Genomic DNA, 23,172 nt, shown 5'->3' on the forward strand with positions numbered 1-23,172 from the left:
CGAACGCAAGGCTGAGCACTTCCTGGCCTTCGCCGGCATCGCCGCCGCCCTGATCTGCCACCGCCGACTCACCAAATGAGACGACGTCTAAGGGGTGGTGTGTTTCCCCGCAGGAACGACCCCTTCGCCCACGTGGTGACCGGCAGGCCCTGCTCTTCACGCACTCTGTTATGGGTGCCGGTCAGCTCAGTCGGCTATGTCGCGTTGGGCGATGACTTTGGTGAGGTGGACGCGGACGAGGGACTCGCCCGGGACGCCGTTGCGGGCGCCGAACTCCTCGGCGCGGTCCTCGCCCATGTAGCGGCCGCCGATCACGGTGGCCCATCGGCGCAGTTCGGGGAGGTCCTCCGACAGGGTCGCCTCGCCTCGCATGACCACGAAGGAGAACGGAGGCGTGTCGTCGTCCACGCAGACCGACACGCGCGGGTCGCGGCGCAGGGCGCGGGCCTTGAGGGTCTCGGAGCCCGTGGTGAATATCAGGTCGTCGCCGTCCAGGACGAACCAGATCGGTGTCACATGGGGCGCGCCGTCGTCGCGGATCACCGCCACCTTGCCGGTGCGCGTGCCCTGGGTGACGAACGCTCGCCACTCGCTGTCGCTCATCTTCGCCATGCCCTCGAACCTTCCCCGGGGAACGGGCCGCTACCGTGGGCGCATGCGGATCGACACGGCGCAGGGACCGGCGGAGGTCACCCTCGACGAGACCGGCGACCCGGCGTTCCTGCTGGTGCTGACGCACGGCTCGAACGGCGGGGTGGACGCCGCCGACCTGCTGGCCGTCCGGGAGGTCGCGCTGGGCCTCGGCGGGGCGGTCGCGCGGGTGCTGCAGCCGTTCCGGGCGGCGGGACGGCGCGCGCCCGGCTCGCCGGTCCGCCAGGACGCCGCCTGGCTGGAAGTGATCGGGGTGCTGCGGGAGCGGTTCGGGAACGTGCCGCTGGTGCAGGGCGGGCGCAGCAACGGCGCCCGGGTGGCCTGCCGCACCGCGCGTGCGGCGGACGCGGCCGGCGTGGTCGCGCTGGCGTTCCCGCTGACCCCGCCCGGCAAGCCGGACAAGTCACGCGCGGACGAGCTGCGCGCCGCCGGCGTGGAGGTGCTGGTCGTCAACGGCGACCGCGACCCGTTCGGCGTGCCGGACCGGGCGGACGCGACCGAGGTCGTCGTCCTGCCGGGCGAACGGCACGACCTGGACAGGAACCCCGCGGCCGTCGGCGCGGCCGTGGAGCCGTGGCTGCGCCGCTGGACGGCGCGGGCCCCCGTGCCGGGTGGCCGCGCGAGCTGAGCACAGCGGCCGGCCCCTCCGGCCCGAGCGGGGCAGGAAGCGGCCGGGTGGAGCTGACGTCGGTGCGGCGGCGCCGCCCCGAGGATGATCACCCCGTGTACTGGTCCCCCGTGGAGAAGCGGTTCCCCCGTGGCGACTGGTCAGACGGCGGACGGCGCCGGCGCGGTGCGCGCCGGGACGTCCGTCGGTCTGTGCGGTGCGATGACACCCCCGTCGGGCAGCAGCTCGCCGGTGTCCTCGAACAGGACGACGCCGTTGCACAGCAGGCTCCACCCCTGCTCGGGGTGATGGACCATCGTCCGGGCGGCCTCGCGGTCAGGTCCGTCGGCGGCGGGACATGGCGGCTGGTGCGGGCACATCTGCGTGCCTCCGGTCTCGACAACTGGTGTGGGTTTGCATGTGTTTGACGTCACCCAGTGTGGAACGGTTCGACCCGCCCGGACCATAGCCCGAAGGGACGATTGTGAACTGGTACCGGAGGACGGGCCGGGGTGTGACACGCCTCACTCAAGAGTGCCAGACGTCTCCGCGCGGCCCCCATCGGCCACCCGGCGAGCCGTGACTTTACCGGGACCAGGGGCGCCCCGACCCCTACGATGGCCCCGGGGGGCGTGGGCCAGGGGGAGGTGAGGCCGCAGATGCGCGTCGCTCTGTTCGTCGCGTGCTTCAACGACGCGCTGTTCCCCGGCACCGGCCGGGCGGTTACCGCCCTGCTGGAGCGTCTGGGGCACGAGGTGGTCTTCCCGCCCGGCCAGACCTGCTGCGGCCAGATGCACTGGACCACGGGCTACCAGCGGGAGGCCGCCGACCTGGCCCGCCGCTTCACAACGGTGTTCGCCGGCCACGACGCGGTGGTGACCCCGTCGGCGTCCTGCGCCGCCACCGTGCGCGCCGCCTACGCGCGCATCGCCCGCGCCGACGGCGACGCCGAGCTGGAACGCGCCGCCGCCGGGCTGGCCGTCCACGAGCTGTCGGAGTTCCTGGTGGACGTTCTGGGCGTCACCGACGTCGGTGCCTACTTCCCCCACCGCGTCGCCTACCACCCGACCTGCCACTCCCTGCGCACGCTGCGGCTGGGCGACCGTCCGCTGCGGCTGCTGCGCGCCGTGCGGGGCCTGGAGCTGGTCGAGCTGCCCGCGGCCGAGGAGTGCTGCGGGTTCGGCGGGACGTTCGCGATGAAGAACGCCGACGTGTCGGTGGCGATGGTGGCCGACAAGGTGCGGCACGTGCGCGGCACCTGCGCCGACGTGCTGTGCGCCGCCGACAACGCCTGCCTGGCCCATATCGGCGGAGCCCTGTCGCGGCTGCGCGGCGGGGTCCGCGTCATGCACCTGGCCGAGATCCTGGCCGCCACCGGGGCACCGGCCGCGGCGGGGCGGTCGTGAACGGGGGCTCCTCCGCCGGGGGGAGGGTCTCCTCCGCGGGGCCCGTGCCGCTGCCCATGCCCAAGTTCGCCGTGGCGGCGCGCACCGCCCTGTCCGACACCGGGCTGCGCCGCGACCTGCGGGCCGCCGCCGCGACGCTGCGGCAGCGGCGCGAGGCGGCCGCGGGCGAGCTGGGCGACTGGCAGGAGCTGCGCGAGGCCGGACGCGCCGTCCGCGACGAGACCCTGCTCAACCTGGACGGGCACCTGGAACGGCTGGAGAAGTCGGTCACCGAGGCGGGCGGCGCCGTGCACTGGGCCGCGGACGCCGCCGAGGCCGCCCGCCTCGTCACCGGCCTGGTGCGGGCCACCGGGCACGGCGAGGTGGTGACGGCCGCCGCGCCCGCCGCCCGCGAGATCGGCCTGCACGACGCGCTGACCGAGGCGGGCGTGACCGTCCACCCCACCGACCTGGCCGAACTCGTCGCGCGGCTCGGCGACGACCCCCGGCCCGCGGCCCGTCCCGCGCCCCCGGCGTTCCACCGCGACCGGGCGCGGCTGCGCGAGCTGTTCGCGCGGACGCTGCCGGACGCGCCGCCCGGCCTGCCCGACGACCCGGCCGCGCTCGCCGCCGCGGCCCGCGCCCATGTGCGGCGGCGGCTGCTGTCGGCGCGGGTGGCGGTGTGCGGCGCCGACTTCATGGTGGCCGACACCGGCACGCTCGTGCTGCTGGAGTCCGAGGGCAACGGCCGCACGGCCGTCACCGTGGCCGACACGCTGATCTGCGTGGCGGGCATCGACGCCGTCGTGCCCACCTGGGACGACCTGGAGGTGCTGCTGCAGTTGCTGCCGCGGTCGGCGACCGGGGACCGGATGAGCCCCGCCGTGTCCACCTGGACGGGCGTCACGCCCGGCGACGGGCCCCGCGAGCTGCACCTGGTGCTGCTGGACAACGGCCGCACCACCGTGCTGGCCGACGAGGTCGGACGGGCCGCGCTGCGCTGCGTGCGCTGCTCGGCGTGCTCGCACGTGTGCCCCGTCTACGAGCGCACCGGCGACGAACCCTACGGCCCGCGCGGCGGCGGGCCGATCGGCGCCGTGCTGACGCCGCTGGTCGAGGGCGTGGACGGCGCGGCGCACGCGTCCCTGCCGTACGCGTCCACACTGTGCGGGGCCTGCGCCGACGTGTGCCCCGTCAAGATCGACATTCCGGAGCTGCTCGTCCACCTGCGGGGCGCGGTGGTGGAGTCGCGGCGGCGCCGGCCGGTGCCCACGCCCGAGCTGCTGATGATGCGCAGCGCCGCCTGGACGATGGGCGAGCAGGGCCGCTACGAGGCGGCGCTGCGGTCGGGCGCGCGGTGGGCGCGGCTGCTGTCGCGCGGCGGCCGCATCCGGCGGCTGCCGGGTCTGCTGGGCAAGTGGACCGAGGCCCGCGACCTGCCCGCCCCGCCGGTGCGCAGCTTCCGCGCCTGGTGGCGCGCCCGCGCACGCCGTGGGGGACAGCGGTGAGCTCGCGCGAGCGGATCCTGCGGCGCGTGCGCGACGCGCTCGGCGAGGCGCGCGGCACGAGCGTGGACGTGCCGCGCGGCTACCGGCGCCGGCTCACCGAGGCCGATGCCGCCACCCGCGCCGACGTGATCGCGATGTTCACCGAGCGGGTCGCCGACCACCGCGCGACCGTCCGCCACGCCGGCGCCGACGACCTGGCGACCTCGGTCGCGGCCGCGCTGTGGGCGCGTGAGGCGCGGCGCATCGCGGCCCCGGCCGACCTGCCGTTCGGGTGGCTGTCGGAGCTGGACGGCGTGCACGCCGTCGCCGACACCGGCCTGACCGACCTGGAGACCCTCCAGGCGCTGGACGGCGTGGTGACCGGGTGCGCCGTGGCGATCGCGCAGACCGGCACGATCGTGCTGGACGGGGGCCGGGCGCAGGGACGGCGGCTGCTGTCGCTCGTCCCCGACTACCACCTGTGCGTGGTGCACGCCGACCAGATCGTCGGCACCGTGCCCGAGGCGGTCGCGCGGCTGCGGCCGGAGCGCCCGCTGACCTGGATCAGCGGCCCGCCCGTCGCCGGCGGCCCCGAGGCGCGGCGAGTGGAGGGCGGCCACGGCCCCCGCACCCTGGAGGTCCTCGTCGTCGACGACTGATCAGTAGGGGCGAAGACTGCGCGGTAGGGCGCAGACCGATCGGTAGGGGCGACGACCGACCAGAGCCGGGGCCGGCGCGGCGCGCGGGTCAGGGGGCGACGGCGGCCATGATCTGGTCGAGGGCGGTGGTGAAGCGGGCCTGCCAGTCGACCGGGCCGTCGGGTCCGGCGGCCGCCGCGGTGGTGGCGCCGTCGTCGCCGGTGCCGCGCACCTCGAGCGCGACGTGCCCGATGACGAACGCCAGCAGCGTGTGGGCGGCGACGGACGCGGCGTCGTCGGGCACGCCGCCCCGGTGGATCAGCTCGCGCAGCGACGCGGCGGTGGAGGCCAGGGCGGCGGGGTTGCGCCGCGTGACCAGCAGCGGCAGCACCCCGGCGTGTTCCAGCAGCCGCTCGCGGTAGGCGACGGCCCAGCGGCGCAGCGCGTCGCGCCACTCGGCGGCGCCGGGCGCGGCGGCGGCCGGCGCGACCGCCACGTGCGCGACCAGGCCGTCCAGCAGCTGTTCCTTGCCGCGGGGCAGGTGGTGGTAGATGGCCATGGCCTCCACCTCCAGCGCGTCGCCGAGGCGGCGCATGGTGAGGCGCCCGAGGCCCTGTCCGTCGACGATCGCCAGCGCCGCCTCGATGATCCGCTCGATGGTCAGCGGCGGGCGGTTCTGGGCGTTGATGCTCGGCTGTCGAACCATAATGACCATTGACCTTACTGCGTAAAGGGGGCGGGCGGGGTGTCCGCTGTCACGACACGCCGGGGACGGGCGTACGCTAACCCCCGACCACACCTCGATCACGTGCCACGAACGGCCGGTCACGGCCGGGTAGAGTCGAGCACGGCCGGTCACGGCCGCGGACGAAGGAGGGGACCGCCATGGCCTTGGGTCGCCGGGTGAGCAAGGACGTCGCCGAGCGCTACGCCGCCGACGAGCGGCTGGCCGGGACCTACCGCGACCGGCTGGCGGCCGCCACCGAGGCCGAGCGGGTGCTGCGCGCCGCCGAGACCGAGGCGCGGCCCGCGGACGAGCTGCGGGCCCTGTCGATCGCGTTCGACAAGGCGCTCACCGAGGCGCTGCTGGCCGCCGAGGCCGCCGAGCGGGTCGCCATGGGCACCCGCGTGTACGCGTCCGACGGCGCCGACGCCGCTGCCCGCCGCGCCGCCGAGATCGCGCGCCGCGAGGCCAAGGCCAAGCCGGCCGTGCGGCCCTGGACCGAAGAGGTCGACCGGCTGCGCACCGCGCGCGAGGCCCACCGGCTCGGCTACCGCACCGGCCCCGGCGTGGCGGCCTGACACGGGCCGCGCACCGGTTCGACACCCGCCCGGCGCCGGGCGGGGGGCGGCCGACCCGGGGGGGACGACACAGCGTCACCGGGTGGCACCGGCCGCCGACTTCTGAGAACGTAGCCCCTCGGGGAACGCCGGGACGCTCCGCGTCGCCCGCGCGGCGCCGTGCCGCGGCCGACGCCGCAGACGCGTCCCGGTCGAGGGATTCGCACGCACCGCACGCAGGTGCGGCCGCCGGTCCGGCGCGTCGGCCGACCATCGAAGGTGCTCTGACCGCGGGGGGAAAGTCACGTGGAGCGCACGCCGCCTGACCGTCATCGCGTTCTGGAGTCCTACCGGGACGGGGTGCAGGCGATCCGCGCGCTGGCCGGGCGGGTGGCGGACTGGGCGGCCCCCACCCCGTGCGCCGAGTGGCAGATCATCGACCTGGCCGGCCATCTGCGCTGCGTCGCCGAGAACTACCTGGAGTACCTGCAGGACTCTCCGGACAGCCGGCTGGCCAAGCTGTTCGCCCGGGACGCCGCGACCGCGGTGCTGATCCGCCAGCAGGCCCGGCAGAACGCCGCCGAGCTGGCCGTGCTGCCGCCCGAGCCGGGCCCCGACCGGATCATGGCGTTCACCGTGTCGGCCGGTGCCTACGCCGACCTGATGCCCGACATGTGGGACCGCACCCACCTGGTCTACCGGGGCACCAAGTACACCGTCGGCGACCACGCGGGCGCGGCGTGCGTGGAGTGGCACCTGCACGCCTGGGACCTGGCGCGCGCGATCGGCGACGACTACCGGCCGCGCGATCCCGAGCTGCTGGTGTCGGCGTGGCACTGGGGCGTGCCGCACCTGCCGCTGGCGTCCGGCGACGCCTGGGAGGCGGTGCTGCGCTCCTCGGGCCGGTCCCCGTCCTGGCCGGATTCCGGGCCGGAGGCCGCATCCGGGTCTGGATCGGGCTCCTGACCTGGGCGTTTCTCCTCGGCCGGGCGCGGCCCGGTTTCACACGACCGTGTTACGGGTGTGCGCAGGATGTAGCACCACGGGCACATGTCGTGCCACCCCGCGTAACCCGCCGTTCCTACCTTCGCGGATGTCCGCAGGATCCGTCCGGCAACGCCGCCGGCCGCCAACGACACCCGAAGGAGACGCCATGACGGCGCTGACCGACGAAGCCGCCCCGCGGACGGGGGCCACACCCCGGGGTGGTCGCTGGATCGACCACTGGGAGCCCGACGACGACCGGTTCTGGGCCGCGACGGGGCGGCGGGTCGCCGCCCGCAACCTGGTGTTCTCGATCTTCACCGAGCACCTGGGCTTCTGCGTGTGGCTGCTGTGGAGCATCGCGGTGCTGAACCTGGCCGACAACGGCGTGCGGCTGTCGGTGGGCCAGACGCTGTGGCTGACCACGCTGCCCAACCTGGTGGGCGCCGCGATGCGGATCCCCTACACCTTCGCCCCGGCCCGGTTCGGCGGCCGCAACTGGACGGTCGTCAGCGCGCTGCTGCTGTTCGTCCCGTGCGGGCTGTTCGTCTACGCGATCGAGAATCCGGGGATCCCGTACTGGGCGCTGCTGCTGATCGCGGCGACCACCGGCCTGGGCGGCGGCAACTTCGCCTCCTCGATGGCCAACATCACCCACTTCTACCCGACCGGGCGGCAGGGCCTGCCGCTCGGCCTGAACGCCGCCGGCGGCAACCTGGGCACCAGCGTCACGCAGCTGGCGATGCCCCCGCTGATCACCGCGTTCGGGCTGGTCGCCGTGGGCTGGGTGTGGATGCCGTTGATCCTGCTGGCCGCCGTGAGCGCCTACTTCTTCATGAACAACCTGACCAAGGCGACGTCGGCGTACACGCTGCGGGAGATGGGCGCCGGCGCCAGGGACGGACAGACGGTCGTGATGTCGGTGCTGTACATCGGCACCTTCGGGTCGTTCATCGGCTACTCGTTCTCCTTCGGGGTGCTGATCAAGAACACGTTCCCCGACATCACCGGGTCGCACTTCATCTGGCTGGGGGCCTTCGCCGGGTCGCTGGCGCGTCCGTTCGGCGGCTGGCTGGCGGACCGGTTCGGCGGCGCCCGGGTCACGATGGTGAACTTCTTCCTGATGGGGCTGGGCGTCGCGGCGGTGGCCGTGTCGGTGCGGGCCGGGAGCTGGCCGATGTTCCTGGCGGCGTTCCTGTTCGTGTTCGTCACCACCGGGGTCGGCAACGGCTCCACCTACCGGATGATCCCGGCGATCTTCCGGGCGCGGGAGCTGGCCGAGGTGGACCAGAGCGACGGCGCCGCCACCGAGCGGGCGCTGACGCGGGCCCGGCGGACCGCGGCGGCCGCGATCGGCATCATCTCGGCGGTCGGCGCCGCCGGGGGCGTGCTGATCCAGCAGACGTTCCGGATCTCCATCGAGGAGACGAAGGGCATCGCGCCCGCGCTGCTGATCCTGGCCGCGTTCTACGGGGTGTGCGTGCTGCTCACCTGGTTCTTCTACCTGCGGAAGGTGCGGGTGGGGCAGACGCGGATGAGCCTGGCCGAGGCGGGCGTGTGAACTGTCGGGCCGGTCGCCGTCGCGCGGGACGGCGACCGGCCCGCGCGCCTTCGGCCGCCGGGCGTACCCCTACGCCCGGCGGCGCTGGTCGTGGCGGCGCCGGGCGGGGGCGGAGCCGGTCAGGCGTGGTCGGCGACCAGTTCGGCGCTGCGCGGGTCGGCGGTGCGGGCGCAGTGCGCGCAGCAGTACCAGTGCCCGCCCACATCGACGCCGTGGCCGAGGATGCGGCACTGGCAGTGCTCGCAGATCGGCGCCATCTTGGTGATCGCGCATTCGAACGAGTCGAAGACGTGCACGGCGCCCTGGGCGTGCACCTCGAAGCTCAACGCGTAGTCGTTTCCGCACACTTCGCAGGCTGCCATCGACGGTCCCCCCGTTCTTCGTCCGTCGCCTGCGGCCTACCCGTCCGGGCGCGTGTCTACCCCGGACGGCCGGGGCGGGGGCCGGGGGCCAGGGGAGTGGGGCCGTACCCGGGTTCGCGGCCGTCCTCCAGGTAGACGGCGCGGTGCTCGACGAGGCCGCGCAGGCTGGGCTCCATGCGGCGGGAGACGTGCGGCGGGGCGAGTTCGGGGACCTTCTCGGGCGCCACCAGCACGTGGTCGGACAGCTCCTCGGGGGGCAGCCGGATCGCGGCGATCTCGGTGTCGGTCAGCGATCCGGCGAACACGAACACGTTGACCGCGTCCACGCCGTCGCGGGGCGGCCCCCAGTCCACGCAGACCAGGCCGTCCAGCCGCGGGACCAGGCCGAGTTCCTCCTCGCACTCGCGCACGCACGCGGCCAGGGGCGACTCGCCCGCCTCGATCACCCCGCCGGGCAGGAACCAGCCCTCCTTGTAGGTGGGCTTGACCAGCAGCACCCGCCCGAGGTCGTCGAGCAGCAGTGCGGCGGCGGCGCCGCGGGTGCGCGGCAGTGAGGCGTAATAAGCAAGGTCGGGCATGTACCGAGGTTAGGCGTGTCGGCCGCGGCGTGATCGGGCCGGGCGCGCGGGTCGGGACGGTTCGTGCCGCGGGCCCGCCGCGGCGCCGCCGATCCGTGCGGCGGACGGAGCATTTGCGACGAAACGGACTCGACAGATGTCTGACAACGCTTGACATGTGCGCGTCGAAGATCGTCGGGCGTGCCCGGGCGGCGGCGCGTCGGCGGCACGGGCCGGCGGGGGCGGCGACGTTCTGACCCTGGTGATCGACGGTGCGTGAGCCGCTTTTAACAGCGGGGTCACACGCGGGACCCCGACGCGAAACGGGCTCCGCACAACCTCGGAAACATGACCGACACCCCGACCCACTGTCCCTACTGCGCCCTGCAGTGCGGCATGAACCTGGCCGGCGGGCCGGTACCCGCCGGCGCGGCGCGCCCCGGCTCGGGGCCGCCGCTGCGGGTGACGCCGCGTGCGGACGTCCCGGCCAACCAGGGCGGGCTGTGCCAGAAGGGCTGGACGTCGGCCGAGGTGCTGACGGTGCCGGACCGGCTGACCACGCCGCTGATGCGCGCCCGGCGCGGCGCGCCGCTGGAGCCCTGCACGTGGGACCGGGCCCTGGACCGGATCGCCGCCGAGGCGCGGCGGCTGCGGGACGCGCACGGGCCCGACGCGGTCGCGGTGTTCGGGGGCGGCGGCCTGACCAACGAGAAGGCCTACCAGCTCGGCAAGTTCGCCCGGATCGCGCTCGGCACATCGCAGATCGACTACAACGGGCGGTTCTGCATGTCGTCGGCGGCGGCCGCGACGGGCCGGGCGTTCGGCATGGACCGGGGGCTGCCCGGGCCGATCACCGATCTTGCGGCGGCCGACGCGATCCTGCTGGCGGGCGGCAACGTGGCCGAGACGATGCCGCCGTTCATGCGGCACGTCACCGCGATGCAGCGGGCGGGCGGCGCGTTCGTCGTGGTCGACCCGCGGCGCACCGCCACCGCCCGGCAGGCCGACCTGCACCTGCAGCCCACGCCCGGCACCGACCTGGCGCTGGCCAACGGCATGCTGCACCTGGCGCTCACCGAGGGCCTGGTGGACGAGGAGTACGTCGCGGCGCGCACCAGCGGGTTCGCGGCGGTGCGCACGGTGGTGAACTCCTACTGGCCCGACCGCGTCGAGCGCATCACCGGCGTGCCCGTGCCGCACATGCGCGAGGCGGTGCGGCTGCTGGCGCGCGGGCGGCGGTCCTACGTTCTGACGGCGCGCGGCGCCGAGCAGCACGCGCGCGGCGTGGACATGGTGACCGCGTTCATCAACCTGGCGCTGGCGCTGGGCCTGCCCGGCCGCGAAGGCTCGGGGTACGGGTGCCTGACCGGGCAGGGCAACGGGCAGGGCGGACGCGAGCACGGCCAGAAGGCCGACCAGCTGCCCGGCTACCGCAGGATCGACGACCCGGCGGCCCGCGCGCACGTGGCCGCGGTGTGGGGCGTGGACCCGGGGGAGCTGCCAGGGCCGGGACGGTCGGCCTACGAGCTGCTGTCGGCGCTGGGCACCGCGGGCGGGCCGAGGATGCTGCTGCTGTTCGGGTCCAACCCGGTGGTGTCGGCGCCGCGCGCGGCGGCGGTGGAGGAGCGGCTGGACGCGCTGGAGTTCCTGGTCGCGGCCGACTTCGTGCTGTCGGAGACCGCGGCCCGCGCCGACGTGGTGCTGCCCACGGCGCAGTGGGCCGAGGAGTCGGGCACGATGACCAACCTGGAGGGCCGGGTGCTGCGCCGCCGCCGGGCCGTGCCGCCGCCGGACGGGGTGCGCACCGACCTGGAGATCATCGCGGCGCTGGCCGGGCGGCTGGACGCGCCGGGCGTGTGGAGCGCCGAGCCCGCCGAGGTGTTCGGCGAGCTGCGCGCCGCCAGCGCGGGCGGCCTGGCCGACTACTCGGGCATCACCTACGAGCGCATCGAGCGGGAGGGCGGGGTGTTCTGGCCGTGCCCGTCGCCGGAGCACCCGGGCACGCCGCGTCCCTTCCTCGACCGGTTCGCCACGCCCGACGGGCGGGCCCGGTTCACCCCCGTGGAGCACAGCGGGGCGGTGGAGGACGTCGACGCCGACTACCCCGTCTACCTGACCACGGGCCGGGTGCTGGCGCAGTACCAGAGCGGCGCGCAGACCCGGCGGGTGCGGCCGCTGACCGACGCGGCGCCCGAGGCGTTCGTGGAGATGCATCCGGACCTGGCCGAGCGGCTGGGCATCGACGACGGCGCGGACGTGCGGGTGGCCAGCCGGCGCGGCACCGCGACGGTGCGGGCCCGGCTGACCGACGCGATCCGGCACGACACGGTGTTCATGCCGTTCCACTGGGCGGGGGAGGGGCGGGCCAACCTGCTGACCAACCCGGCGCTGGACCCCGTGTCGCGGATGCCGGAGTTCAAGGTGTGCGCGGTGCGGCTGGAACCGGTGGCCGCACCGCGGGCGAGCCAGATCGACGAACCGGGCGCGGCCCGGGAACCGAGCGGAGCGAGCAGATGAGCCGATCCTCCACAGACAGCGGCGCGCGCGCGACGGGCCGGCGCGGGACGCCGGCGGGCATCGTGGTCGTCGGCAACGGCATGGCCGGATCGCGGCTGGTCAGCGAGATCCGGGCGCGTGACCGGCGGGTGGCGCTGACGGTGTTCGGCGCCGAGCCGCAGCAGCCCTACAACCGGGTGCTGCTGTCCAACGTGCTGGCCGGGGTGACCGGGCCCGAGCAGATCGGCCTGGTGGACCCGGCCTGGTACGACGCCAACGACGTCGACGCCCGGCTGGGCGTGGAGGTGGTGCGCGTCGACCGGAACGCCCGGCGCGTGCACGCCTCCGACGGCAGCGTCACCCCCTACGACACGCTGGTGATCGCGACGGGGAGCACGTCGTTCGTGCCGCCGATCCCCGGCACCGAGGACGGGCTGCCCGGCGGGGTGGTGGCGTTCCGCACCCTGGCGGACTGCCGGCGGATCCTGGACGCGGCCGACGGGGCGCGGCACGCGGTGGTCGTCGGCGGCGGGCTGCTGGGCATCGAGGCGGCGCGCGGGCTGGCCGGGCGGGGCCTTGCGGTGACGGTCGTGCACCTGGCCGGTCATCTGATGGAACGCCAGCTGGACCAGGGCGCGGGCAGTGTGCTGGCGCGGACGCTGGGCCGCCTGGGCATCCGCACCGTCCTGGGCACCAGCGCCGGGGCGCTGGCCACCGACGGCGACAGGCGCGTGAACGCGGTGGAGCTGGAGTCGGGCGAGCGGCTGCCCGCCGACGTGGTGGTGATGGCCTGCGGGGTGCGGCCCGAGGTGGGGCTGGCGCGGGAGGCCGGGCTGAAGGTGGACCGGGGCATCCTGGTGGACGAGACGCTGCGGTCGTTGAGCGACCCGCACGTGCGGGCCATCGGGGAGTGCTCGCAGTACGGCGACACCGTGTACGGGCTGGTCGCGCCCGCGTGGGAGCAGGCGACGGTGCTGGCCGACCTGCTGACCGGCGCCGACGCCGGGGCGCGGTTCACCGGGGCGCGGCAGATCACCCGGCTGAAGGCCGCCAGCGTGGACCTGGTGGCGATGGGGGAGACGCACTTCGGCGACGACGATCCCGAGGTGGAGGTGATGCGGTTCGCCGACGCCAGCCGCGGCACCTACAAGAAGGTCGCGATCCGGCGGGACCGTCTGGTCGGCGCGATCCTGCTGGGGGAGACCAGCACCGCCGGGACGCTGACGCAGTTGTACGACCGTTCCGCGCCGCTGCCGTCGGACCGGCTGAGCCTGTTCTTCCCCGGGATGGGCGGCGCGCAGGCCGCCGATTCGCCGGTGCGGATGCCGGACGCGGCGACGGTGTGCCACTGCAACAACGTCTCCAAACGACAAATCCGGGCCTGCTGGGAGAAAGGGGCACGTACCGCCGACGAGGTCGCCCGGGAGACCCGCGCGAGCACCGGCTGCGGCGGGTGCCGGGACGCCCTGGAGGGCATCGTGGCGTGGCTGGACGAGCAGGACTCGGTGCCCGTCGGGTGAGCCCCGTACGCGCCCCGCGCCAGCCGCCCGTACCGTACTCGCCCGTGCCGTACCCGCCCGTGCGATGAGCGCGGGGAGACACAGGCGCAACGAAACCCCGCCGTCACGACGGCGGGGTTTCACGCTTTTCGGAACATCGACGGGAATTCTTCCGCCGTCCATTGCGGGATGACCACGATTCGATTTCGGCGTGAGCGTCTTTTAACACGCCGGTGACAAACGGGACGCAACCGCGAAACGACCCCTGCTGAGGATCTCAGCATGACCGACGCAGGAGGAGACGGGCACATGAGGTTGGTCGTCGTCGGGCACGGGCCCACCGGGCACCGGCTGGTCGAGGCGCTGCGCGAGCGCGACGGCGCGGGCGCCTGGCGGGTCACGGTGATCGGTGAGGAGACCCGGCCCGCCTACGATCGGGTCGCGCTGACCTCCTACCTGACCGAGGACGCCGACCTGGCCTACCCCGCCCACGACGAGGGCGTGACGCTGCTGACCGGCGACCCGGTCGTCGCCATCGACCGGGGGGAGCGCACCGTGCGCACCGCCTCGGGACGGGAGGTCGGCTACGACGCGCTGGTGCTGGCCACCGGGTCGACGCCGTTCGTGCCGCCCGTGGCGGGCCGCGACCTGCCGGGCGTCTTCGTCTACCGCACCATCGACGACCTGGACGCCATCCGCGCCCACTGCCGCGACCTTACAACGTCAAGGCCGGGGGTCGGAGGCGTCGTCATCGGCGGCGGACTGCTCGGCCTGGAGGCCGCCCGCGCGCTGCAGGGCCTGGGCGTCGACACGCACGTGGTCGAGGTGGCGCCGTGGCTGATGCCGCGCCAGCTCGACGAGGGCGGCGGGGCGATGCTGCGCCGCCACATCGAGGCGCTCGGCATGACCGTGCACGCCGGGACCCCGATGGCGGGCCTGGAGGCGGGCGAGGACGGCGGTGTGGCGCGGGTCGCGCTGGCCGGCGGCACGTCCGTCGACGCCGGCGTGGTGGTGTTCTCCGCCGGCATCCGCCCGCGCGACGAGCTGGCCCGCGGCTGCGGCCTGCCGGTCGGCGAACGCGGCGGCATCGTCGTCGACGACACCTGCCGCACCGAGGACCCGGCGATCTGGGCGGTCGGCGAGTGCGCGCTGGTGAACGGGCAGGTGTACGGGCTGGTCGCGCCGTGCTTCAGCATGGCCGAGGTGGTCGCCGACCAGTTGCTGGCGGCCGTGTCGCGGCAGGACGGCCGCGCCCGGTTCGAGGGCGCCGACCTGTCCACCAAGCTCAAGCTGATGGGCGTGGACGTGGCCAGCTTCGGCGACCCGTTCGCCGGCCCCGACCAGGGCGCCCTGGACGTCACCTACACCGACCCGGTCGCCGGGGTCTACAAGAAGCTGATCGTCAGCGACGACGCCCGCACGCTGATCGGCGGGGTGCTGGTCGGCGACGCGTCGGCCTACCCGACGCTGCGCGCCTACGTCGGCGCCGAGTTGCCGGGCTCGCCCGAGCAGGCGCTGTTCGGCGGCACCGAGGCGGCGGGCGGCGACCTGCCGGGCGCCACGCAGATCTGCAACTGCAACAACGTCACCGCCGACGCGATCCGCTGCGCGATCCGCGAGGAGAACCTGACCGACCTGGGCGCGGTCAAGAGCTGCACCAGGGCCGGGGCGACCTGCGGCAGCTGCGTCCCGCTGGTCAAGAAGATCCTGGACGCCGAGCTGACCGCCGCGGGCATCGAGGTCAGCAGGGCGCTGTGCGAGCACTTCGACTACAGCCGCGCCGAGCTGTTCGACATCGTGCGGGTGCGCGGCATCACCACGTTCACCGAGCTGATCGCCGAGCACGGCCGGGGCCGCGGCTGCGACATCTGCAAGCCGGTGGTGGCCTCCATCCTGGCCAGCCTCGGCAACGGGCACATCCTGGACGGCGAGCAGGCCGCGCTGCAGGACACCAACGACCACTTCCTGGCCAACCTGCAGAAGAACGGCACCTACTCGGTGGTCCCGCGGATCCCCGGCGGGGAGATCACCCCCGAGAAGCTCATCGTCATCGGCGAGGTCGCCCGCGACTTCGGCCTCTACACCAAGATCACCGGCGGGCAGCGGATCGACCTGTTCGGCGCCCGGGTGGAGCAGCTGCCGCGGATCTGGAAGCGGCTGGTCGACGCGGGGTTCGAGTCCGGGCACGCCTACGGCAAGGCGCTGCGCACCGTCAAGTCGTGCGTGGGGTCGACCTGGTGCCGCTACGGGGTGCAGGACTCGGTCGGCATGGCGATCCGGCTGGAGCTGCGCTACCGGGGGCTGCGCGCCCCGCACAAGCTCAAGTCCGCGGTGTCGGGCTGCTCGCGCGAGTGCGCCGAGGCGCAGGGCAAGGACTTCGGGGTGATCGCCACCGACAAGGGCTGGAACCTGTATGTGGGCGGCAACGGCGGGATGCGGCCCCGGCACGCCGACCTGCTGGCCACCGACCTGGACGACGAGGGACTGGTCCGGCTGATCGACCGGTTCCTGATGTTCTACATCCGTACGGCCGACCGGCTGCAGCGCACCGCGACCTGGCTGGAGTCGCTGGACGGCGGCCTGGACTACCTGCGCGAGGTGATCGTCGACGACCGGCTGGGCATCTGCGCCGAGCTGGAGGCGGCGATGGACCGGCACGTGGGGTCCTACTCCGACGAGTGGCGCGACACGCTGGAGGATCCGGACAGGCTCAGCCGGTTCGTGTCCTTCGTCAACGCGCCCGACGTGCCCGACCCGAGCATCGTGTTCGAGTCCGAACGCGAGCAGATCAAGCCGGTCCTGGTGACCGGTCCGCGACTGGAGGTGGCGAGCCGATGACCACGACGACCGACCTTCGCCCCACCGGGCCCGCGCCCCGCGACGGCGGCGGGCGCTGGCATCCGGTGTGCTCCTACGACGACCTGATCCCCGAACGCGGCGTGTGCGCGCTCGTCCAGGGCGTCCAGGTGGCGATCTTCCGCACGTTCGGCGGGGAGCTGTACGCGCTGTCCAACCTGGATCCCTTCTCCGGCGCGCACGTGATCTCCCGCGGCATCCTCGGCACCCGCGGCGGTGTGCCGACGGTGGCCTCGCCGATGTACAAGGAGGTCTTCGACCTGCGCACCGGCGCGTGCCTGGACGACCCGCAGGTGGCGCTGCCCACCTTCCCGATCCGCCGGGACCCGGCGACCGGCCGCGTGGAGGTGGCCCTGACTCATGAAGACCGACAGTGAGCCGCTGGCGGGATTCGCCGTCGGGGTGACGGCCGCGCGGCGCCACGAGGAGCTGGCCACGCTGCTGGAGCGGCGCGGCGCGCGCGTGGTGCACGCCCCGGCGATCCGCCTGATCCCGCTGTCGGACGACACGCGGCTGCTGGAGGCGACCGACGAGTGCATCCAGGCGCCGGTCCACCACGCCGTGGTCACCACCGGGATCGGGTTCCGGGCGTGGCTGGAGGCCGCCGACGGGTGGGGGATGCGCGACGCCCTCATCGAGCGGCTGGCGAGCGTGGAGATCCTGGCACGCGGGCCCAAGGCGCGCGGCGCGATCCGCTCGGCGGGGCTGCAGGAGACCTGGTCGCCGGAGTCGGAGAGCTGCGCCGAGGTGCTGAAGTACCTGCTGCGCAAGGACCTGGCGGGCAGGCGGGTGGCGGTGCAGCTGTACGGGGAGGAGCTGCCGGAGTTCGCCGCGGCGCTGCGCGCCGCCGGGGCCGAGGTGGTCGAGATCCCGGTGTACCGGTGGTCGCGCACCGACGACCCGACGCCGCTGCGGCGGCTCGTGGGGCAGGCGGTGGCGGGCACGGTCGACGCGATCACGTTCACCAGCGCGCCGGCGGTGGCGGCGACGCTGGCGGTGGCGGCCGAGGACGGGCTGGAGGAGCCGCTGCTGGAGGCGTTGCGCGCCAACGTGGTGGCGGCGTGCGTGGGGCCGGTGACCGCGCAGCAGCTCACCGAGCGGGGCGTGCCGACGGTGCAGCCCGAACGCGCCCGCATCGGGGCGCTGGTGCGGGCGCTGGTGTCGGACCTGCCGGAGCGGCGGGCGCGGCGCGTGCAGGTGCGGGGGTTCTCGCTGGAGCTGCGGGGGCACGCGGTCGTGCTGGACGGGCAGTTGCGCCCGATCGCGCCGGCGCCGATGGCGATCCTGCGGGCGCTGGCGCGGCGTCCCGGGCACGTGGTGTCGCGGGCCGAGCTGTGCGGGGTGCTGCCGGGCCGGCTGGTGGTGGGCACGTCGGCGGGCGGGCGGGACGCGCGTCCGCAGGCCGACGAGCACGCGGTGGAGATGGCCGTGGCGCGGCTGCGGCGCGGCCTGGGCCGGTCGGGCATCGTGGAGACGGTGGTCAAGCGCGGCTACCGGCTGGCGTGCGACCCGGTCCGGGTGGAGCTGAGCGGCTGATGCGCACGGGCGGGATGCGCGCGGGCGCGATGGGGGAGGGCGCGTTGGCGGACGGCGCGGTGGGGCGGGACGCCTGCACGGTGGGGCGGGCCGCTGCGGGGGAGGACGGAGTGCCGACGCTGCTGGCGGTGGCGCACGGCACCCGCGACCCGGCGGGCCCGCGGACGGTGCGGGCGCTGCTGGAGCGGGTGCGGGCGCTGCGGCCGTGGCTGCCGGTCGCCGAGGGCTACGCCGAGATCGCCGCGCCGGCGCTGGAGGACGCGGCGCGTCCGCTGCGCGGCCCGGTCGTGGTGGTGCCGCTGATGCTGGCGCGCGGCTACCACGCGCTGATCGACATTCCCGGGCGGGTGGAGCGGGTCTGCCCGCAGGCGGTGATGGCGCGTCCGCTGGGCCCGCACGGCATGCTCGCCGCGGCGCTGGCGGAACGGCTGGGCGCGGCGGCGGCGCCGGGACGCGGGGACGCGGTGGTGCTGGGCGCGGCGGGTTCGTCCGACCCGGCGGGCGTGAGCGACGTGCGGGTGGCGGCCCGCCTGCTGGCGCGGCGGCTGCGGCGGCCGGTGCCCTACGGGTTCGTCGCGGCGGGCGGCCCGGCGCTGGCCGAGGTGGTGGCCGAGCGGCGCGCCCGGGGCGCCGCGCGGGTGACGGTGGCGTCCTACCTGCTGGCGCCGGGGTTCTTCCACGACCGGATGGCGGCCTCGGGCGCCGACCGGGTGTCGGCGCCGATCGGCGCGCACGACGCCGTGGCGCGGCTGGTGCTGCGCCGCTACGACGAGGCCCGGCTGCGTCTGTGCGGCGCCGTGCCCGTCGCCTGAACCTCCTCCGGTCCGGGTGGGCGGGCGGTCAGGCGGGGGCGTCGTCGGGGCCGGCCAGGGACGGGCCGTGTTCGGTGAAGCGGGGGTCGTGGTGGGCGAGCACCCGCACGATCATGTCGGTGAACTGCTCCATCTCCTCGGGCGTCAGCGGGGCGAACAGCCGCCGGTTGAGGCGCAGGCCGGCCTCGCGGCGGCGGGCGAGGAACAGCCGTCCGTCCTCGGTGACGTCCAGCCGGTAGCGGCGCCGGTCGGCGGGGTCGCGGCGGCGTTCGACGTAGCCGCGTTCCTCCAGCACGTCGACGAGGCTGACCACGTCGGCGGGGTCCATGCGCAGGCGTTCGCTGACCTGCCGCTGTGACATCGGCCCTTCGGCGGCCACGCACGCCAGCACCAGCACGGCCGGGCCGCGCATGCGTCCGGCGGCGTCCGCGCCGGGCAGGGCGCCGGCCGACTCGCGGCGGATCAGTTTCATCAGCTCGGCGACCAGGTAGGTGGGGACGCGCAGCAGTGGCTCGTGCGGCGCGGGGCCGGGGCGCGCGCAGTCCGGTCGCTCCGCTGGTCCTGAGTGCGCCACGACGGTCTCCTCCGGCATGTCCGACTTCTCTATTGACGTGAACGATAGGGCATTCCTACTGTTGGGCGGGCCAAGTGAATCAGTCAAGGGAGGCCCGCATGCCGAGCGGGGAACCGGCCGTCGAGGTCGACGGCCTGGTCAAGCGGTTCGGTGACGTCGAGGCCGTACGGGGGATCGAGTTCACCGTCCGGCCCGGCGAGATCTTCGGGTTCCTCGGCCCGAACGGCGCCGGCAAGTCCACCACGATCAACATGCTGTGCACGCTGTTGCGGCCCAGCACCGGCACCGCGCGAGTGGCCGGGCACGACGTGGTGACCGAACGCGACCAGGTGCGCCGCAACATCGGCCTGGTGTTCCAGGACCCGACCCTGGACGGCTATCTCAGCGGTGAGCAGAACCTGCGCTTCCACGCCGAGCTGTACGGGGTGCCGCGGACGGCGGCGCGCGAGCGGATGCGGCAGGTGCTGGAGATGGTGGGGCTGTGGGACCGGCGCGGTGACCTGGTGCAGACCTACTCGGGCGGGATGAAGCGCCGCCTGGAGATCGCCCGGGGGCTGCTGCACTCACCGCGGGTGCTGTTCCTGGACGAGCCCACCGTCGGCCTGGACCCGCAGACCCGCTCGTCGATCTGGGAGTACATCCGCCGGCTGCGCGACACCGAGCAGATCACGATCTTCATGACGACCCACTACATGGACGAGGCCGAGTACTGCGACCGCATCGCGATCATGGACGCGGGGCGGATCGTGGCGCTGGACACCCCCGAGGCGCTGAAGGCGGGGGTGGGCAAGGACCGGGTGCAGATCCGCACCGACGACGACGAGGCGGCGATCGCGGCGCTGACGGAGCGGTTCGGCGTGGAGGCCACGATGGCCGAGGGCGCGGTGACGTTCGCGGTGGCGGCGGGGGAGGCGTTCGTGCCGAAGCTGTTCGAGGGGCTGGGGGTGGCGATCCGTTCGGTGAGCGTGTCGCGGCCGTCGTTGGACGATGTGTTCATGTCGTTCACCGGCAAGACGATCCGTGACGCCGAGGCGTCCGGTACCGACTGGATGCGCATGGTCGCGCGGGGAAGGCGGTGACGATGGACGCGACGGACGCCACGACGGCGCCGCAGGTGGTGCGGGTGCGGGTGCCCGAACGCAGCGTGCGGCACGACCTGCGGGCGGTGAAGATCGTCCTGCACCGGGAGCTGATCCGGTTCTGGCGGGACCGGATGCGGATGGTGGCGAACCTGATGCAGCCGGTGCTGTGGCTGCTGGTGATGGGCACCGGCCTGTCCAACCTGATGGCCGTCGGGCAGGGCCCGGCCGGGGACGTGGATCTGAGGACGTTCATCTTCCCCGGCGTGTGCGCGATGTCGGTGATGTTCACCGCGCTGTTCTCGGCCGGGTCGATCGTGTGGGACCGCGAGTTCGGGTTCCTCCGGGAGATGCTGGTGGCGCCGGTCAGCCGCGCCGCGATCGTGGTCGGCAAGTGCCTGGGCGGCGCCGTGGTCGCCACCGGGCAGGGCGTGCTGATCCTGGCGCTGGCCGGGCTGGCGGGGGTGCCCTACGACCCGGTCCTGCTCGCCGAGCTGCTGGCGCTGATGTTCCTGACGGCGTTCACGCTGACGGCGTTCGGGGTGCTGCTGGCGGCGCGGATCACCAACATGCAGTCGTTCTTCGGGATCATGCAGATGGGCATGATGCCGATGATGTTCCTGTCGGGCGCGCTGTACCCGCTGGGCGGGCTGCCGGCGTGGCTGAGCGTGCTGACCCGGTTCAACCCGCTGACCTACGCGGTGGACCCGCTGCGGCAGGCGGTGTTCTCGCACCTGGACGTGTCGCCCGAGCTGCAGCGGGTGTTCAACCCGGGGGTCACCTGGAACGGGTGGCTGGTGCCGGTGTGGCTGGAGGTCGTGCTGGTCGTGCTGATCGGGTTCGTGATGCTGGCCGGGGCGATCGTGCAGTTCCGCCGCGGCGACTGACCCGCGGCTGACCCGCGGCTGACTCGCGACTGACCGGCGGCGGGGCCTGCGCGGTCCCGGTGGCGGGGCGGGCGGCCGTGGACGGCGAAGGGCCCGCCGGATCGTGGGATCCGGCGGGCCCTGTCGTGCCGTGGGGGCGTGCCGATGGGGGAGAGGGGCGGCGGCTCAGACGGCGAAGTCGAGCAGCGGGTAGGCGTTGCTGGGGTGCCGCAGCTTGGACAGCGACTCCTTCTCCAGCTGGCGGATCCGCTCGCGGGTCAGCCCGAGCGCCTTGCCGATCTCGTCCAGGGTGCGCGGCGTCCCGTCGTACAGCCCGAACCGCATCGCCATGATCTTGGCTTCGCGGGGGGACAGCACGTCCAGGGTGCGGCGCAGCTGGTCGGCCATGAGCTGCCGGTCGACCAGCTCGGACGCCTCGGGGGTGTCGACGTCCTCGATCAGGTCGCCGATGCGGGTCTCGCCGTCCTCGCCGATGGTGGAGTCCAGGCTGATCGGCTGGCGGCTGGTGCGCAGCAGCTCCAGCACCTGCTCGGGGCTCTTGTCCAGCTCCACGGCCAGTTCCTCGGGGGTGGGCTCGCGGCCCAGGCGCTGGTGCATGTCGCGTTCGACGCGGCTGAGCTTGCTGAGCATCTCCAGCACGTGCACCGGCAGGCGGATGGTGCGGGCCGAGTCGGCGAAGCCGCGCTGGATGGCCTGCCGGATCCACCACATGGCGTAGGTGGAGAACTTGTAGCCCTTGGTGTAGTCGAACTTCTCCACGGCGCGGATCAGGCCGAGGTTGCCCTCCTGCACCACGTCCAGCAGCGACAGCCCGCGGTCGGAGTACTTCTTGGCGACCGAGACCACCAGCCGCAGGTTGGCCTCCAGCATGTGCGCCTTGGCGCGCTGCCCGTCGGCGGCGACCCACTCCAGGTCGGCGCGCAGCTGCGGGTCGTCGATGGTCTCGTGGGTCAGCTTGTGCTCGGCGTACAGCCCGGCCTCGATGCGCTTGGCCAGCTCCACCTCCTGCTCGGCGGTCAGCAGCTGGCGCCGTCCGATCGCCTTGAGGTAGGTGTGCACCGAGTCGCCCATGGTGGTCGACTGGTCGTCCAGGTCGGCGGAGGTGTCCTCCACCTCGACCTCGGTGACCTCGAACGCCTCGTCGTCGGTGTCGTCGGCGGTGGCGGCGGTGTCGGGCCCGGCGGCCGGCGTGTCGTCGGAGGCGGGGGCCGTGGCGGCGGTGCGCCTGCGGCCCGTCCTGACGGTCTTGGTCTTGGTGCTCGCCTTGACGCTCCTGGCGCTCTTGCCGCCGGTCGCGCCGACCGCCGTCTCGCCGGTCTTGTCGGTGCTTTCGTCGGCGGTGCCGTCGCCGGGGGCGGCGTGCGCGGTGCCCGCGCTGTGGGCCGGCGGCGCGTCGCCTCGGCGGGCGCGCGGGGCGCGGGCGCGGGTCCTGCCGGAACCCTCGTCCTCGGTGGCCAGGCCGATGCCCGCCTCGGACAGCTCACGCAGGATCGAGCGGCCCTGTGCGGGGCTGATGCCCGCCGCCTCGAAGGCGTTGCGCACCTCGTCGAGTGAGAGGCGCCCGTGGGCACGACCACGCTCGATCAGGTCGTCGAGCGCGGGGCTCGACGACTCCGCGAGCGGGGTCTCTGCTGCGGTTCGTGGCATGGGGACACCCCCCCTCCCTTCGGTGGTGTGGTGCGACGCGGAGGCGCACTTGCGGCTTCGACGCGCGCACTAATCCCAAACGCCGGGGGGACGCCGTCTGTTCCCGGCGGCCCACATCCAGCGTCCCACGGCGGCCGCGGACCCCGGTGCGGTGAGGGCCGCGGACGCCCAGGCAGGCGACGTGCCGCACGCGGCGATCTCCCCGCCGCCCACCTTACCTTACTACGTAAAGACGCCTGGTTGTGATACTCCTCTCACCATCGTGCGAGGTGG

Annotated in this window: 22 protein-coding genes; 15 read left to right on the top strand and 7 right to left on the bottom strand. The window is 74.3% G+C overall.

Annotated elements, in window-relative coordinates; translation table 11 throughout:
- Positions 1-186: 186 nt before the first annotated feature.
- A complete protein-coding gene (locus ABZ801_RS33535) occupies positions 187-612 on the bottom strand; it encodes a PPOX class F420-dependent oxidoreductase (protein WP_360705707.1) in 426 nt (141 codons plus the stop codon).
- A 43-nt stretch (positions 613-655) separates the two neighbouring features.
- Between ABZ801_RS33535 and ABZ801_RS33540 the strand changes: the two genes are divergently transcribed.
- Positions 656-1,279, top strand: coding sequence for an alpha/beta family hydrolase (locus tag ABZ801_RS33540; protein ID WP_360705710.1), 624 nt, complete (start codon positions 656-658; stop codon positions 1,277-1,279).
- 140 nt (positions 1,280-1,419) lie between these two features.
- On the opposite strand, the gene ABZ801_RS33545 is transcribed toward ABZ801_RS33540, so the two are convergent.
- The gene (locus ABZ801_RS33545) at positions 1,420-1,638 is read right to left on the bottom strand and encodes a DUF5999 family protein (protein WP_360705713.1); all 219 of its coding nucleotides are present in this window, start codon (positions 1,636-1,638) and stop codon (positions 1,420-1,422) included.
- A 279-nt stretch (positions 1,639-1,917) separates the two neighbouring features.
- Between ABZ801_RS33545 and ABZ801_RS33550 the strand changes: the two genes are divergently transcribed.
- From ABZ801_RS33550 to ABZ801_RS33560, 3 genes are read left to right on the top strand one after another with little or no spacing between them, the layout of a single operon-like run.
- Positions 1,918-2,664 (top strand): (Fe-S)-binding protein, encoded by a 747-nt coding sequence (locus ABZ801_RS33550; protein WP_360705716.1) that lies wholly within the window; start codon positions 1,918-1,920, stop codon positions 2,662-2,664.
- 56 nt (positions 2,665-2,720) lie between these two features.
- Complete coding sequence (locus ABZ801_RS33555) at positions 2,721-4,151, top strand: LUD domain-containing protein (RefSeq protein WP_360705719.1); 1,431 nt, start codon at positions 2,721-2,723, stop codon at positions 4,149-4,151.
- Positions 4,148-4,789 (top strand): LUD domain-containing protein, encoded by a 642-nt coding sequence (locus tag ABZ801_RS33560; protein ID WP_360705722.1) that lies wholly within the window; start codon positions 4,148-4,150, stop codon positions 4,787-4,789. Before ABZ801_RS33555 ends, ABZ801_RS33560 begins: the two co-directional genes overlap by 4 nt.
- Before the next feature lie 88 nt (positions 4,790-4,877).
- On the opposite strand, the gene ABZ801_RS33565 is transcribed toward ABZ801_RS33560, so the two are convergent.
- Positions 4,878-5,474: a TetR/AcrR family transcriptional regulator C-terminal domain-containing protein gene (locus ABZ801_RS33565; protein WP_344942429.1), complete on the bottom strand. Its 597-nt coding sequence runs from the start codon at positions 5,472-5,474 to the stop codon at positions 4,878-4,880.
- A 179-nt stretch (positions 5,475-5,653) separates the two neighbouring features.
- On the opposite strand from ABZ801_RS33565, the gene ABZ801_RS33570 reads away from it, so the two are divergent.
- From ABZ801_RS33570 to ABZ801_RS33580, 3 genes are all read left to right on the top strand, one after another.
- On the top strand, positions 5,654-6,070 hold the full coding sequence (locus tag ABZ801_RS33570) for a plectin (RefSeq protein WP_360705725.1): 417 nt from the start codon (positions 5,654-5,656) through the stop codon (positions 6,068-6,070).
- 285 nt (positions 6,071-6,355) lie between these two features.
- A complete protein-coding gene (locus ABZ801_RS33575; protein WP_360705727.1) occupies positions 6,356-7,015 on the top strand; it encodes a maleylpyruvate isomerase N-terminal domain-containing protein in 660 nt (219 codons plus the stop codon).
- 187 nt (positions 7,016-7,202) lie between these two features.
- Positions 7,203-8,594: an MFS transporter gene (locus ABZ801_RS33580; protein ID WP_344942438.1), complete on the top strand. Its 1,392-nt coding sequence runs from the start codon at positions 7,203-7,205 to the stop codon at positions 8,592-8,594.
- 119 nt (positions 8,595-8,713) lie between these two features.
- Here the strand turns inward: ABZ801_RS33580 and ABZ801_RS33585 are convergent, their stop codons facing one another.
- Together ABZ801_RS33585 and ABZ801_RS33590 are read right to left on the bottom strand one after the other, a co-directional pair.
- A complete protein-coding gene (locus tag ABZ801_RS33585; RefSeq protein WP_344942441.1) occupies positions 8,714-8,956 on the bottom strand; it encodes a hypothetical protein in 243 nt (80 codons plus the stop codon).
- A 56-nt stretch (positions 8,957-9,012) separates the two neighbouring features.
- On the bottom strand, positions 9,013-9,534 hold the full coding sequence (locus ABZ801_RS33590; protein ID WP_344942444.1) for an NUDIX hydrolase: 522 nt from the start codon (positions 9,532-9,534) through the stop codon (positions 9,013-9,015).
- 327 nt (positions 9,535-9,861) lie between these two features.
- Here ABZ801_RS33590 and ABZ801_RS33595 point away from each other — a divergent pair, with 327 nt between their 5' ends.
- From ABZ801_RS33595 to ABZ801_RS33620, 6 genes are all read left to right on the top strand, one after another.
- Complete coding sequence (locus ABZ801_RS33595) at positions 9,862-12,030, top strand: molybdopterin-dependent oxidoreductase (RefSeq protein ID WP_360705730.1); 2,169 nt, start codon at positions 9,862-9,864, stop codon at positions 12,028-12,030.
- Positions 12,027-13,529 (top strand): FAD-dependent oxidoreductase, encoded by a 1,503-nt coding sequence (locus tag ABZ801_RS33600; protein WP_360705733.1) that lies wholly within the window; start codon positions 12,027-12,029, stop codon positions 13,527-13,529. Before ABZ801_RS33595 ends, ABZ801_RS33600 begins: the two co-directional genes overlap by 4 nt.
- A 288-nt stretch (positions 13,530-13,817) precedes the next feature.
- The gene (nirB, locus tag ABZ801_RS33605; protein WP_360705736.1) at positions 13,818-16,346 is read left to right on the top strand and encodes a nitrite reductase large subunit NirB; all 2,529 of its coding nucleotides are present in this window, start codon (positions 13,818-13,820) and stop codon (positions 16,344-16,346) included.
- The gene (gene nirD / locus ABZ801_RS33610) at positions 16,343-16,741 is read left to right on the top strand and encodes a nitrite reductase small subunit NirD (RefSeq protein WP_344942456.1); all 399 of its coding nucleotides are present in this window, start codon (positions 16,343-16,345) and stop codon (positions 16,739-16,741) included. Before nirB ends, nirD begins: the two co-directional genes overlap by 4 nt.
- A complete protein-coding gene (locus ABZ801_RS33615; protein WP_344942459.1) occupies positions 16,725-17,900 on the top strand; it encodes a uroporphyrinogen-III synthase in 1,176 nt (391 codons plus the stop codon). Before nirD ends, ABZ801_RS33615 begins: the two co-directional genes overlap by 17 nt.
- Positions 17,900-18,712, top strand: a complete 813-nt coding sequence (locus ABZ801_RS33620; protein WP_360705740.1) for a CbiX/SirB N-terminal domain-containing protein — start codon at positions 17,900-17,902, stop codon at positions 18,710-18,712. The genes ABZ801_RS33615 and ABZ801_RS33620 overlap by 1 nt, the downstream gene beginning before the upstream one ends.
- A gap of 28 nt (positions 18,713-18,740) precedes the next feature.
- Here ABZ801_RS33620 and ABZ801_RS33625 read toward each other — a convergent pair whose 3' ends face one another.
- Positions 18,741-19,304 (bottom strand): MarR family winged helix-turn-helix transcriptional regulator, encoded by a 564-nt coding sequence (locus ABZ801_RS33625; protein WP_360705742.1) that lies wholly within the window; start codon positions 19,302-19,304, stop codon positions 18,741-18,743.
- A gap of 80 nt (positions 19,305-19,384) precedes the next feature.
- Between ABZ801_RS33625 and ABZ801_RS33630 the strand changes: the two genes are divergently transcribed.
- Both ABZ801_RS33630 and ABZ801_RS33635 read left to right on the top strand, forming a co-directional pair.
- Positions 19,385-20,365: an ATP-binding cassette domain-containing protein gene (locus ABZ801_RS33630; protein WP_360705747.1), complete on the top strand. Its 981-nt coding sequence runs from the start codon at positions 19,385-19,387 to the stop codon at positions 20,363-20,365.
- A 2-nt stretch (positions 20,366-20,367) separates the two neighbouring features.
- Complete coding sequence (locus tag ABZ801_RS33635; protein WP_360705749.1) at positions 20,368-21,252, top strand: ABC transporter permease; 885 nt, start codon at positions 20,368-20,370, stop codon at positions 21,250-21,252.
- Between the two features lie 165 nt (positions 21,253-21,417).
- Here ABZ801_RS33635 and ABZ801_RS33640 read toward each other — a convergent pair whose 3' ends face one another.
- Positions 21,418-22,899 (bottom strand): RNA polymerase sigma factor, encoded by a 1,482-nt coding sequence (locus tag ABZ801_RS33640; RefSeq protein ID WP_360705752.1) that lies wholly within the window; start codon positions 22,897-22,899, stop codon positions 21,418-21,420.
- Between the last annotated feature and the right edge of the window lie 273 nt (positions 22,900-23,172).

It is taken from the genome of Actinomadura sp. NPDC047616, from assembly GCF_040642915.1.
Taxonomy (GTDB): Bacteria; Actinomycetota; Actinomycetes; order Streptosporangiales; family Streptosporangiaceae; genus Spirillospora; species Spirillospora miaoliensis.